The organism is Pseudomonas sp. S36, from assembly GCF_016647875.1.
Taxonomy (GTDB): Bacteria; Pseudomonadota; Gammaproteobacteria; order Pseudomonadales; family Pseudomonadaceae; genus Aquipseudomonas; species Aquipseudomonas parafulva.
This window is the reverse complement of record NZ_JACVVG010000013.1, coordinates 51,305-63,553: the sequence shown is the minus strand read 5'-3', so window position 1 is coordinate 63,553 and position 12,249 is coordinate 51,305. Positions and strand designations below refer to the sequence as shown.

7 protein-coding genes, 1 tRNA gene and 1 pseudogene are annotated in these 12,249 nt (G+C 62.6%); all 9 read right to left on the bottom strand.

Features of this window, described 5'->3' with window-relative positions; translation table 11 throughout:
- Positions 1 to 27 precede the first annotated feature (27 nt).
- Positions 28 to 939, bottom strand: coding sequence for a pyrroloquinoline quinone biosynthesis protein PqqB (pqqB, locus tag IAE36_RS09895; protein ID WP_201212107.1), 912 nt, complete (start codon positions 937 to 939; stop codon positions 28 to 30).
- 84 nt (positions 940 to 1,023) lie between these two features.
- Positions 1,024 to 1,095, bottom strand: a complete 72-nt coding sequence (gene pqqA / locus IAE36_RS09890) for a pyrroloquinoline quinone precursor peptide PqqA (RefSeq protein ID WP_003243383.1) — start codon at positions 1,093 to 1,095, stop codon at positions 1,024 to 1,026.
- Between the two features lie 158 nt (positions 1,096 to 1,253).
- Positions 1,254 to 3,551 carry a pyrroloquinoline quinone biosynthesis protein PqqF gene (gene pqqF / locus IAE36_RS09885; protein ID WP_201212105.1) on the bottom strand — a complete coding sequence of 766 codons (2,298 nt, stop codon included), beginning with the start codon at positions 3,549 to 3,551 and terminating at the stop codon, positions 1,254 to 1,256.
- Complete coding sequence (locus tag IAE36_RS09880; protein ID WP_201212103.1) at positions 3,544 to 4,338, bottom strand: carbon-nitrogen hydrolase family protein; 795 nt, start codon at positions 4,336 to 4,338, stop codon at positions 3,544 to 3,546. The genes pqqF and IAE36_RS09880 overlap by 8 nt, the downstream gene beginning before the upstream one ends.
- A 13-nt stretch (positions 4,339 to 4,351) precedes the next feature.
- Positions 4,352 to 6,034, bottom strand: coding sequence for a flavin monoamine oxidase family protein (locus IAE36_RS09875; protein ID WP_028633639.1), 1,683 nt, complete (start codon positions 6,032 to 6,034; stop codon positions 4,352 to 4,354).
- A gap of 191 nt (positions 6,035 to 6,225) precedes the next feature.
- Positions 6,226 to 6,687: an Lrp/AsnC family transcriptional regulator gene (locus tag IAE36_RS09870; protein ID WP_028633638.1), complete on the bottom strand. Its 462-nt coding sequence runs from the start codon at positions 6,685 to 6,687 to the stop codon at positions 6,226 to 6,228.
- Positions 6,688 to 7,117: 430 nt separating this feature from the next.
- Positions 7,118 to 7,194, bottom strand: a tRNA-Ile gene (locus tag IAE36_RS09865).
- 17 nt (positions 7,195 to 7,211) lie between these two features.
- Positions 7,212 to 10,163 (bottom strand): annotated as a pseudogene (locus tag IAE36_RS09860) (EAL domain-containing protein); the annotation flags it as partial.
- 201 nt (positions 10,164 to 10,364) lie between these two features.
- On the bottom strand, positions 10,365 to 12,212 hold the full coding sequence (gene rpoD / locus IAE36_RS09855) for an RNA polymerase sigma factor RpoD (RefSeq protein WP_201212101.1): 1,848 nt from the start codon (positions 12,210 to 12,212) through the stop codon (positions 10,365 to 10,367).
- Positions 12,213 to 12,249 lie beyond the last annotated feature (37 nt).

Genomic DNA, 12,249 nt, shown 5'->3' with positions numbered 1-12,249 from the left:
TGAAGGTGAGTGGCGCCTCATGGTGCGTTACAACTCGATGCTCATGCCGTCGAAGGCGACTTCCACGCCACGGCGCACCACCTCGGCGCGCTCGGGTGAGTCCTCGTCGAGAATCGGGTTGGTGTTGTTGATGTGGATAAGCACCTTGCGTTGACGCGGGAAGGCGTCCAGCACTTCGAGCATGCCACCGCTGCCATTCTGCGCCAGGTGGCCCATTTCGCGGCCTGTGCGCGTGCCCACGCCCCGGCGCTGCATCTCGTCGTCTTCCCACAGGGTGCCGTCTACCAGCAGGCAGTCGGCGCCCTGCATCATCGCCAGCAGGTTGTCGTCAACCTGCCCCAGGCCCGGTGCGTAGAACAGCTTGCCGCCAGTACGCGTGTCCTCCACCAAGAGGCCGAGGTTATCCCCAGGGTGCGGGTCGAAGCGGTGGGGCGAGTAGGGCGGCGCGGCGCTGCGTAGCGGGAAGGGGGTAAAGCGCAAGTTGGGGCAGGCCTCGACAACGAAGCTGCCTTCGAGCGCTATGCGGTTCCATTGCAGGCCGCCGTTCCAGTGGCTGAGCATGTTGAACAGCGGAAACCCGGTGGTGAGGTCTTGGTGGACCATGTCGGTGCACCACACCTGGTGCGGGCAGCCCTCGCGCAGGCTGAGCAGGCCGGTGGTGTGGTCGATCTGGCTGTCCAGCAGGATGATGGCGTTGACCCCGGTGTCGCGCAGGGCGCGGGCCGGCTGCATGGGCGCGAAGGCCTGGAGTTGCGCACGGACGTCGGGCGAGGCGTTGCACAATACCCAGTGCACGCCGTCGTCGGATAGCGCAATGGAGGATTGGGTGCGGGCTGTGGCGCGCAGGGTGCCGTCGCGCAAGCCCTTGCAGTTGACGCAGTTGCAGTTCCACTGCGGGAACCCGCCACCGGCGGCCGAGCCGAGAACCTGGATATGCATGGGCACTCTCTTTACTGTGCAGAAAACCGTGTCGGAAAAACGAAAACGCCCCGGCAGGCCGAGGCGTGAAACCGTAAGCCTGGCTTAGCGGTTGGCGAAGTACATGGTGACTTCGAAGCCGATACGCAGGTCAGTGTATGCAGGTTTGGTCCACATGGGATTACTCCTTCGGAAGGGGTTACGGATGGCTCAGCTACTACTTGGGTACCGCCGTGGGCAGGAGGTTCCCTGAGCGCGGATTGCGCTATCTTACAAGATAATTATGTACCGAAAGGTTAATTATCTGAAAAGTGCCGTTGCATATTGCGTAACAATCACTCACCCCACTGCCAGGGGGAGGGTGGCGCGGCAGCGTTGGCCAAACAGAGCCAGGGGCAATCTGCGCTGAGCAGGTCGCTTAGCAGTTGGTCCAGATCCGACTGCCGCACCTTCAGAATAGCCTTGGGCAACGCTTCCAGCTTGACGGGTTGTGTAGCGAGGTGTGTCTGCCAGGCCCATTCGGCGACCTCGGCATTGACCATGACCGCTTCGTCGAACTGCGCTGCGAGGGCCTGGCGACTGCTCGGCGTCAGCGTTACGCCACCTTTCAATACCTCCATCAGGTGCCCCAGAACATCGGCCGGCCTGGCATGGGGCGACTGCACGCCAAACAGCAGGCCGTATGCCCCCTCCACCTGGCGGAAGGCACTGAAGACGGCATAGCCCAGTTGCAGCTCTACCCGTAGGCGCTGGTACACCGGCCCCTGCAGCAGCTGGGCCAGCAGGCGGCCGGCTGCTTCGCTGGCCGCAGGCAACCGGCAGAACAGCAGCAGGGCGTGCTCACTGCCTGGGACCTGCACCGGGTGCCAGCGTCGCGCGGCCCAAGGGGCCAGCGGCGCCGGGGCCGAGCCCTGGCCCGGGCACTGCTGCAGCGCTGCGGCCATGGCACTGTGGGCGGCCGGCTCGAACCCCACGGCCAGGCCGTGCCAGGTTGCCTGCTGCCATAACGCGTCGAGGTGTAACTGAGTACGTGAGCCTTCGCTGGCCGCCACACGCGCGGCCCCCTGCACGGCGGCTGGCAGTTGCTCAAGCAAGGCGCGTATAGGCATCAATGGCAACGTCGCCGTGATGGGCGGCTGCCAGCAATCGGCGGGGGGGTGTAGCAGTGCCATCAACGCGTGCTCGGTTGCATAAACCACGGCTGCCGGCAGCCCGGTACAACGCAGTTGCAGGTGGTCGCCCACGCTGGCCAGGCGCAATTGCACCGAGGCTCGGTCGCAGCGCTCCTGTAAGGGTGCCAGTGCGCGCTCAAGAACCGGATACAAAGGCTGAAGCAGCTCCCTTGGCACCTTCCAGCGCAGGTAGAGTGCAGCATATTGCCGCGTGGAGGGCAGTACTTCGGTCACATGCAGGGAACCGGGCAACCGCTGGGTTTGGTTTTGTGCCCAGCCTGCGCTCAGCAATGGCTCCGGCGGTGGTAGCTGCCATCGGCCATGCCTGCCACTCGGCAATGCCGCGAGCAGTGCTTCAAAGGCTCGCTTACCTTGGGTATCCAGCGGCGCGAACGGCTGGCCAGTGCTGTCCCGCTGGGCCAGCTCCAGTGCCCCCGCACTGCGTTCACGGCTTTGCTGCAGCAGGCCGAAACCCTGGTTGAGCGCCTCCAGGCCTGCCCCTCGAATGAAGCCGAACCAGCCATGCAACAGTGCAGTGGCTTCATCCCGGCGAGCGGCGGCGGTCAGTTTCAGGTCGATATGCCACAACAACTGCCCGCCAAACCCATACAACGTTTGGGTATTGAACCCCTGCAACCAGCCGCGCTGGCGCAGCGCATCCAGCCAGGTGCCGGGGCGGCTATCGCCGAGGCAGGCCGTGAGCAGTGCCAGGGCCTGCTCGGCCCCCTCTGGCAGTGCGTTCAGGCTGAACAGCAGCGGGTGCGTACTTGCCGCCAGTGCCGCAGGCTGGGGCTGCTCCACACGCTCGCCTTTGGCAAACCGCTGCCCCTGCTGCCTGCCCAGCTGCTCCAGCTCGTCCAGCGGCTGGGGGCCGCAGAGGGCCAGTACGGTCTGGCCGCCCTGATAGTAACGCTGGTGAAAGCCTGCAAGCGCCTGCTGAAAAGCTACATTCTGCACTGGCAGCGTATAGCGGTTCCCGGCATGAAAAGCCCCCAGGGGGTGGTGCGATGCTACCGACTGCAGCAGGGCGTACTGTTGTTGCGCCGCCGGGTTGCGCGACCAGGCAATGAATTCGGCGTGAATCACCTCACGTTCCTGGTGCTGTCGTGCAACCCCAAGGTCGGGTTCGGCGAGCATCTGGCATAGCCGCACCAGCCCACCGGCCAGCGCAGCAGGCGGGGTTTCGAAAAAGTAGTCGGTGGTGCGCTCGCGGGTGCTGGCATTGACCTGCCCACCCACGCCTTGCACGTAGCGCATCAGGCCGTCTTCCAGCGGAAACTGCGGCGTACCCAGGAAGAACAGATGCTCCAGAAAGTGCGCCAGCCCTGGCCACTTGCCCGGCGCATCATGGTTACCCGCATGCACCCGTATCGCCGCCGCCGCACGCTTCAGCCGGGGGGCGTGGCGCAGGCGCAGTTGCAGGCCGTTGGCCAGGGTGACATGCCGAATTGCGTCAGGCATGGCGCCGGTGCAGCTCCTGGCGCAGGTCACGCAGGTAGGGGAACGCTTCACGCCCCTGGATCAGCCGGTCATACTCCAGCTGCGCTGTCAGCAGGCACTCGTCGTGGCCGGCCATGGCCAGCAGGCTGCCGTCCGGCGCAACGATGCTGCTCTGCCCGCAGTAGTGAATGTCGCCCTCCGAGCCACAGTAGTTGGCATAGACCAGGTAACACTGGTTTTCCTGCGCCCGGGCGCGCACGGTGACCTGGCAGGTGAAGTCGTAGGGGGCCATGTTAGCCGTCGGCACCAGGATCAGCTCGGCACCGCTCAGCGCCAGCCGGCGTGCGTTTTCCGGGAACTCGATGTCGTAGCAGATCAGCAGGCCGACCTTCCAGCCGTTTAGCTCGACAACCGGAAAGTGGTCGGGCCCCTGGCTGAACATGGCCCGGTCAAGTTCGCCGAAGAGGTGGGTTTTGCGGTAGTTGCTCAGGCTTCGACCCTGGGCGTCGACCAGCTGCACGCTGTTGTAGACCGCCCCGTCATCCCCTCGCTCCGGGTAGCCGTAGGCAATGGCGATGCGGTACGCCTGGGCGATCTCGACCACGCGCATGGCCGACGGGCCATCCTCGGTCTCGGCCAGGCGTTGCACCTGCGCGGCGCCGATGTTGTAGCCGGTGAGGAACATTTCCGGGCACACCAGCAGGCCGGCGCCCTGTTCGGCAGCCAGCCTGGCCTGCTGGCGCAGTCGCTGCAGGTTGCCGGGCACATCCAGCGGCCTGGGCGTGCCTTGGAACAGCGCGATGTGCATGGCGCCTCCTGGGTCAGTCGGCCAGGGCGATGGGGCCGATCTCGTCGAACACATCGCCCGGGCCGGGGTTGTCGGGGTGGGTGCTGCCACCAAAGTGGTTGATGATACCCCATACCGCATTCAGCGACGTCTGCACGGCGCCCTCCACCCAGGCCGGTGTCCACGACACGTCGTCGCCGGCAATGAAGATGCCGCGCTGCTCGGCGGGCAGGTGCTGTTGCATGAAGTGCGCATACATGCGCTGGTTGTAACGGTAGTGGCCCGGCAGTGCACCCTTGAAGGCGCCGAGGAAGTACGGGTCGGCTTCCCACGAGATGGTGATCGGGTCGCCGATGATATGGCCGGCAATGTCTGTTTTCGGGTAGATCTTCTTCAACGCATCGAGCGCCAGCTGCACGCGTTTTTCCACAGGGTGCGGCAGCATTTTCAAGGCGTCGCTCATCCAGGCGTAGGACAGGCAGATCACCCCCGGTTTGTCATCACCGTTGTCGAACAGGTAGGTACCCCGGGTCAGGCGGTCGGTCAGGGTCATGCTCAGCAGGTCGCGACCGGTTTCCGGGTCCTTGTCCTTCCAGAACGGCCGATCGACCATGACGAAGGTCTTCGAAGACTGCATGTAGCGGGTGCGGTCCAGGGCCATCCACATCTTCTGCGAAAACAGCGACTCTTCGCAGTCGATCTGGGTGGTCAGCAGCCAGGTCTGGCAGGTTGTCAGGACCGCACCATAGTGGCGTGTGCCTCCCCAGGTGTCGGTGACCGCCAGACGCCCGTCGGCCGCCCGGGCGATGCGCCTGACCCCGGTGCTCGGTGCACCGCCATGCAGTGAACTCAGGCTGGTGCCCTGTGGCCAGTGCGCACATTGCTCTGGCTGATGGCGCCAGATGCCTTGGGGGACTTGCTCCACGCCGCCCACGATGAGGTGCTGGTGGTCGTCGCAGTTGGTCATCACCACGCGGAAAATTTCCAGCATCGAGTTGGGGAAGTCAGAGTCCCACCCCCCGGTGCCAAAGCCCACCTGCCCAAACACCTCGCGGTGCAGGAAGCTCAGTTTGGCAAACGAGCGTGAGGTGGCGACAAAATCGTAGAACGTGCGGTCATCCCACAGTGGCACCAGTTTGTTCCACAGCGCTTTCAGGCGCGGCACATCGCGGTCGCGGATAGCCTGCTGAATGTCGGCGAACTGGGCCCCGCTCTCCAGCGCATCGGCCCAGGCATCTGCCACTTCGTGAAACAGTTTGGGCAGGTCGGCAACGCTTTCGGCGTAGTAGGTCTGGCCTTCCAGGTCGATCACGGTGCTGCCTGAGGCTGCTGTCAGCGGGTTGGGAAAAGGTTTGGTTTCCAGCCCGAGCTTGTCCACATAGTGGTAGAACGCCGTGGACGATACCGGGAAGCGCATGCCGCCCAGTTCAGCGACGATGCCGTCGGTGCCGTTGAACGCCTGGGAGCGCAAGCGCCCGCCCAATTTCGATGCCTCGTATACCACAGGCTTGAGCCCCAGCTTCATCAATTCGTAGGCCGCTACCAGGCCGGCGATGCCTGCGCCGATGATGGCGACTTCTTCGCCGTGACGCTCAGGCGGAATGCTGCCCAGGCCCGCAGGGTGCTCCAGCCAGTCATCGAAAGCGAACGGAAAGTCCGGGCCGAAGATGGTGACGGGTTGTTTGCCGTCGGCGGGGTGGCGGTTTTTCTTGTTCATGAAGTGGACCTTGCCAGAGCGGCTGCGCGAGGGGGCGAAGCCTGAGTATAGGGGGGCTGGAGGTCATTTTAGGAGGTGGGGTGGTCGTTATTAAGGTGCAGAGTGTTGTCTTTTTGTCTTTGTTTTCGTCGAAACAGCGAATTATTCATAGAGTTTGACGATCACGTTCTGAAGCAGCGCCAGCGAGCGGGTTAAACCGGCTGCCCGCGCTCGACCTTGCTGCTGAGAATGATCGACGTGGTGGTTTTCTCCACCCCGTCCAGGCTGCCGATCTGGTCAAGCAACTGGTCTAGCTGCTCAGGCGAATCGGTCTGCAGCCAAGCCACGTAATCGAATTCACCGCTCACTGCACACAGCTGCTGAATCTGGGCCATGGCACTCAGGCGCTTGACCACGTCCTTGCCCGAGCGCGGTTGTACCTTGATGCCCACATAGGCCTGCAGCCCCCCGCCCATCACCCGCTGCCCCAGGCGCACGCCATAGCCGGTGATGACCTTGTTCTTCTCCAGCCGCTCCAGCCGCGAATTCACGGTGGTGCGGGCGATACCCAGGTGGCGGGCGAGGGTGGCGACGCTTTCGCGGGCATTGAGCTGCAGCAGGGCGATGAGCTGGCGGTCGATTTCGTCCAGCATAAAGGGGCGGGAGTCTGGCATGGTGAGCCTCTGGGGTTTTGGCGTAGCGTAGTGACCGGGTAGCTGGCAGGGCAAGCGGAGCCTGTGTGTAGAATGGCATCCAGGCTGCTCTGCACTTCGGTATCAGTGCCAGCGTGCCGAGCATCCCCAACAAACGTTCCTGAGCCTGACTGCGCGCGCAGCGGCGGATGGGCAAGCGCTACGGCTTACCAGCTGAAGTACGTCCTGCCAGATCCAGAGCGGGATGTTGATGACGGCGGTCATCTGTGAGCCGATTAGGGAGCCTATTCGGCTCATCTGGTGAGCCGATAAACCCTGATATTTGGCTCACTGTCTAATGCTCAAGCTGGGCTTTCCAGATAGATGAGCGCGTCTGACGAGGGTGGCCGCCAGTTATTGTGAGGCCACCACTTTAGAAAACAGAAAGCCGCGCAGTGCGCGGCTTTTGATTTGGTGGGCCCACACGGACTCGAACCGTGGACCAAAGGATTATGAGTCCTCTGCTCTAACCAACTGAGCTATAGGCCCTCAGTAGGAGGCCGGGATTATAACGAGGGTTGCGCACCAGTGCCATCTGAAAGATCCGATAGTGCTATGCGAAGGAACGTGGCGGCGAACTCGTCAGGCATCAGCGGCAGGCTGACGATGTAGCCCTGGATCTGCTCGCAGCCCTCGGCTGCCAGGAAACGTTGTTGGGCCTGGTTTTCCACGCCTTCGGCGATGATGGTGAGCTGCATGCTGCGGCCCAGGGCGATGATTGCGCGGGCGATGGCGGCGTCGTGGGGGTCGTCTGGCAGGCCGCGAATAAACGATTTGTCGATTTTCAGGATGTCCAGCGGCAGGCGCTTGAGGTAGCTGAGCGACGAATAGCCGGTGCCGAAGTCATCGATGGCCAGTTGTACGCCGAGCCTTTTCAACTGGTGCAGCACGGCCAGGGCCTCTTCGGCCTGGCTCATGATGAAGTTCTCGGTGATTTCCAGTTGCAGGTCGCCAGCCTTGAGCTGGTGCTGTTTGAGCAGCGCCTCGATGCGGCGCGCCAGGTGGGGTTGGCGCAGCTGGGCGCCGGCCAGGTTGATGGACAGCGGGCCGAAAGGCTCGTAGCGTTGTTTCCAGGCCTGCATCTGCCGGCAGGCCTGCTCCAGTACCCAATCGCCAATTTGCAGGATGGTGCCGTTTTCTTCTGCCAGGTGAATGAAGTGCTCCGGGGGCACTTCGCCAAAGGTCGGGTGGCTCCAGCGGATCAAGGCTTCTGCGCCGACCAGGGTCTGGGTTTGCAGGCTGAGTTTGGGCTGAAAACACAGGCTCATCTCGTTGCGCTCGATGGCTCGCCGCAACTCGTGCTCCAGGGCGATGCGTTCGCTGGCCTGGGCTGTGAGGTCGCAGGTGTAGGCTTCGACCCGGTTGCGACCTTTGGCCTTGGACCGGTACATGGCGGCGTCGGCGTTGCGGATCAGGGTGGCAACATCAGTGCCGTCCTGTGGATAAAGGCTGATGCCGATGCTGGCACTGGTGAAGAACTCGTGCTCGCCAGCCTGGAATGGCGCGCTGAAGCAGGCCAGCAGCTTGTTGGCGATGGAGCTGGCGTCGCTTGGCTTGTGCAGGCCGGGCAACAGGATGATGAACTCGTCGCCACCCAGGCGGGCGACGGTGTCCACGTCACGCACCTGCTCCTTCAGGCGTTGGGCGATACCCTTGAGCAACAGGTCACCCACGGGGTGGCCAAGGCTGTCGTTGATGTGCTTGAAACGGTCGAGGTCGAGGAACAGCACTGCGCCCTGGCGGTTGGACACCTGCGCACAGGTGAGCACGGCTTGCAGGCGGTTCTCGAACAGGGCGCGGTTGGGCAGGCCGGTTAGCGGGTCGTGGTGCGCTTGATAGTCCAGCTTGGCCTGGGCGTGCTTGATACTGGAAATGTCGGCAAATACCGCAACGAAGTGGGTGATGTCCCGGTCTGTGTTGCGCACGGCGCTGATGGTGAGCCAGCTGGGGTAAAACTCACCGTTCTTGCGCTTGTTGTAGATCTCGCCTTGCCAGTGGCCCTCGGCGGTCAGCTGATGCCACAAGGCCGCGTAGAACGCACTGTCATGCTGACCGGACGCGAGCAGGCGAGGGGTTTGGCCCAGGGCCTCGATTTCACTGTAGCCAGTGATTTCACTGAAGGCGCGGTTGACCGCACTGATGCGCTGGTCAATGTCGGTGATCAGCACGCCCTCGGCGGTGTTCTCGAACACCGTGGCCGCCAGTTGCAGTTTTTCCTGCATCAGGTGGCGTTCGGTGATGTCGCGGGCGATGGTCAACATGCAGTCGGTGCCGGCAATCGGCAGCGGGCGTGCAGACAGCTCACACAGCCGGATCTGCCCGTCGCTGCGGCGTATGTGGCAGGTGAAGTCGCGCACGAACCCGTCCTGGTTTAGCCGGGCAAGCAGGCGTTTACGCTCGTTCAGGTCTACCCAGATGCCCAGGTCGAGCGAAGTCTGGTCAATGGTCGGGTTGAGTGCGTAACCGGTAAGCCGGCAGAAACCTTCGTTCACTTCCAGCAGCAGGCCATCGCTTTGGCGCGACAACAGCAGGCCGTCTGGGGACGCGTGGAAGGCTTTGGCGAACTTCTCCTCAGAGGTTTGCAGCTGTTCCTGGGTTTCCTTGAGCTGGCTGATGTCTCGCACGGCCACCACCAGCGCGGGCGTACCGTCCAGCTCGAAGGTTTCTGCGGAGGTAAGGCCTGTGAACAACTGGCCATTGCTGCGGCGGAAGCTCATCTCCAGGTTGCGGATACCGCCCTGGTGCAGGCGGTCGAGCAGCAGTGGGCCTGTACCTGCCACGGCCCAGAGGTTGAGTTCGGTCGCCGTACGGCCTATCACTTCGCCTGGCGTAAGGCCAATCTGTTCTTCGAACGCTTCGTTCACTTCCAGCAGGCAGCCATCGCTGTGGCGTGCGATCAGCAGGATGTCCGGGCATTGTTGAAACACCGAGGCAAACTTCTGCTCGGACAAGCGCAGGGCATCTTCGGTGCGCTTGGTTTCGCTGATGTCGATCATCAGGCCGCGTATGACGGGCTGGTGGCCGTGTTTGATCATGCTGACGATATTGCGCACCCACAGCGGCTGGCCGTCGGCGCGTATAACCCGGTAGTCCAGGCTGTGGTCTCGCCCTGCCGCAGTCTCGCTGTCGCAATAGGCCTGAGCCCAGAGAGCGTCGTCGGCGTGCAGAATGCTGCGCCAGAAACCGGGCTTGAGCCAGTCGCTCAGTGGGTAGCCGAGCAGGTTTTCGGCGTGAGGGGACACATAACTGAAGGTGAAGTCGTTGGCGTCCGCCTCCCAGGCAATAGCCGACAGGCTTTCGACCAGGCCGCGGTAGTGGTACTCGCTGCTGCGCAGCTCCTGTTCCAGGGCGATACGGCGGGAAATTTCCGAGCTGAGGCGCCGATTGATACGCATGACAACGGCCAGCACCATCATCAGCAACAGTACCGTGGGTAAGCCGTACAGCACCAGGTTGGCCGGCATCAGGGGCATAGCGGCCTCACATTCAGAAGTTCTGAAACGAGTGTAGACGGCCAATGCCGCGAGCGTAGGCTTGGGAAGGGGAGTTTTTTTAAGGGTTACAGGGCCTTGCGCGCGCCGATGCGCTGGTGGCCTTTTGCTTTGCCGCAGACGCAATTGGGGCCGCAAAAGCGGCCCCAATACGTTAACGCTACGCCGTCACTCGTCGAGGAAGGAGCGCAGGTGCTCGCTGCGGGTGGGGTGGCGAAGCTTGCGCAGCGCCTTCGCTTCGATCTGACGGATCCGCTCACGGGTCACATCAAACTGCTTGCCCACCTCTTCGAGGGTGTGGTCGGTGTTCATGTCGATACCGAAGCGCATGCGCAGCACCTTGGCTTCGCGTGCGGTCAGGCCCGAGAGCACGTCACGGGTGGCTTCCTTGAGGCTTTCGACCGTGGCAACGTCGATCGGGGACTGCATGGTCGAGTCCTCGATGAAGTCACCCAGGTGCGAATCTTCATCGTCACCGATCGGGGTTTCCATGGAGATCGGCTCTTTGGCGATCTTCAATACCTTGCGGATCTTGTCCTCAGGCATTTCCATGCGCTCGCCCAGCTCTTCCGGGGTCGGTTCGCGACCCATTTCCTGCAGCATCTGCCGGGAAATACGGTTGAGCTTGTTGATCGTCTCGATCATGTGCACCGGAATACGGATGGTGCGCGCCTGGTCGGCGATGGAGCGGGTAATCGCCTGACGAATCCACCAGGTGGCGTAGGTGGAGAACTTGTAGCCACGGCGGTATTCGAACTTGTCCACCGCTTTCATCAAGCCGATGTTGCCCTCCTGGATCAGGTCCAGGAACTGCAGGCCACGGTTGGTGTACTTCTTGGCGATGGAGATCACCAGACGCAGGTTCGCCTCGACCATTTCTTTCTTGGCGCGGCGAGCTTTGGCTTCGCCGATGGACATGCGACGGTTGATTTCCTTGATCTCGGCAACGGTCAGGCCGCTTTCGTTTTCAAGGTCGATCAGCTTCTGCTGGCAGGCGACGATGGCCGCGTCCTTTTCACCCAGGGCGGCAGCCCATTTGGTGTTGCGCTTGGCAAGGTCACCGCTCCAGGTCTGGTCGGTTTCGTTGCTTGGGAACATGCGCAGGAAGTCGGCACGAGGCATGCGGGCATCACGCACGCACAGCTGCATGATGGCGCGTTCCTGCTGACGCAGGCGGCTCAGGGCATCGCGAACACGCTCGACCAGCACTTCGAACTGCTTGGGGACCAGTTTGATCGGCATGAACAGATCGGCCAGTGCCTGCAGCGCTGCGACGCTTTCCTTGTGGGCACGACCGTGCTTCTTGACCACCTTGTTGGTGACCTGAAGCTGGTCGGAGACGGCCCCAAAGCGCTGACGCGCGACTTCCGGGTCTGGACCGCTCTCGGTCTCTTCCTCGTCGTCGCTGTCGGACTCTTCCTCTTCGTCTTCCGATTCTTCCTTGGTCGCGGCAGCCTTGGCGCCTGGAACAGGGACTTCTTCGGTAGGCGCGGCGATATTGTCGTCAGGGTCGATGTAACCGCTGAGAACGTCCGACAGGCGGCCACCTTCGGTGGTGACGCGGTCGTATTCGCCGAGGATGTAGTCGACAGTACCCGGGAAGTGAGCGATGGCGCCCATGACTTCACGGATGCCTTCCTCGATACGCTTGGCGATTTCGATTTCGCCTTCACGGGTCAGCAGCTCGACGGTACCCATTTCACGCATGTACATGCGCACCGGGTCGGTCGTGCGGCCAATATCGGTCTCAACTGCCGCCAACGCAGCAGCGGCTTCTTCGGCCGCGGCTTCGTCGGTGTCGGCTTCCGCCAACAGAAGGGCATCCGCATCCGGAGCACTCTCGAATACGTTGATCCCCATGTCGTTGATCATGCGGATGATGTCTTCCACCTGCTCCGGATCTGAAATATCCTCGGGCAGGTGGTCGTTGACCTCCGCGTAAGTCAGGTAGCCCTGCTCACGACCGCGGGTGATCAACTCTTTGATACGAGACTGCTGTTGCGCTTTTCCGGACATAACACCCTATCCACTGAAGGTCTTGGCGGGCAAAAAA

Coding starts and splice junctions, on each gene's coding strand:
- pqqB (WP_201212107.1), bottom strand. CDS start 939: ATGCATATCCAGGTTCTCGGCTCGGCCGCCGGTGGCGGGTTCCCGCAG.
- pqqF (WP_201212105.1), bottom strand. CDS start 3,551: ATGCCTGACGCAATTCGGCATGTCACCCTGGCCAACGGCCTGCAACTG.
- IAE36_RS09880 (WP_201212103.1), bottom strand. CDS start 4,338: ATGCACATCGCGCTGTTCCAAGGCACGCCCAGGCCGCTGGATGTGCCC.
- IAE36_RS09875 (WP_028633639.1), bottom strand. CDS start 6,034: ATGAACAAGAAAAACCGCCACCCCGCCGACGGCAAACAACCCGTCACC.
- IAE36_RS09870 (WP_028633638.1), bottom strand. CDS start 6,687: ATGCCAGACTCCCGCCCCTTTATGCTGGACGAAATCGACCGCCAGCTC.
- rpoD (WP_201212101.1), bottom strand. CDS start 12,212: ATGTCCGGAAAAGCGCAACAGCAGTCTCGTATCAAAGAGTTGATCACC.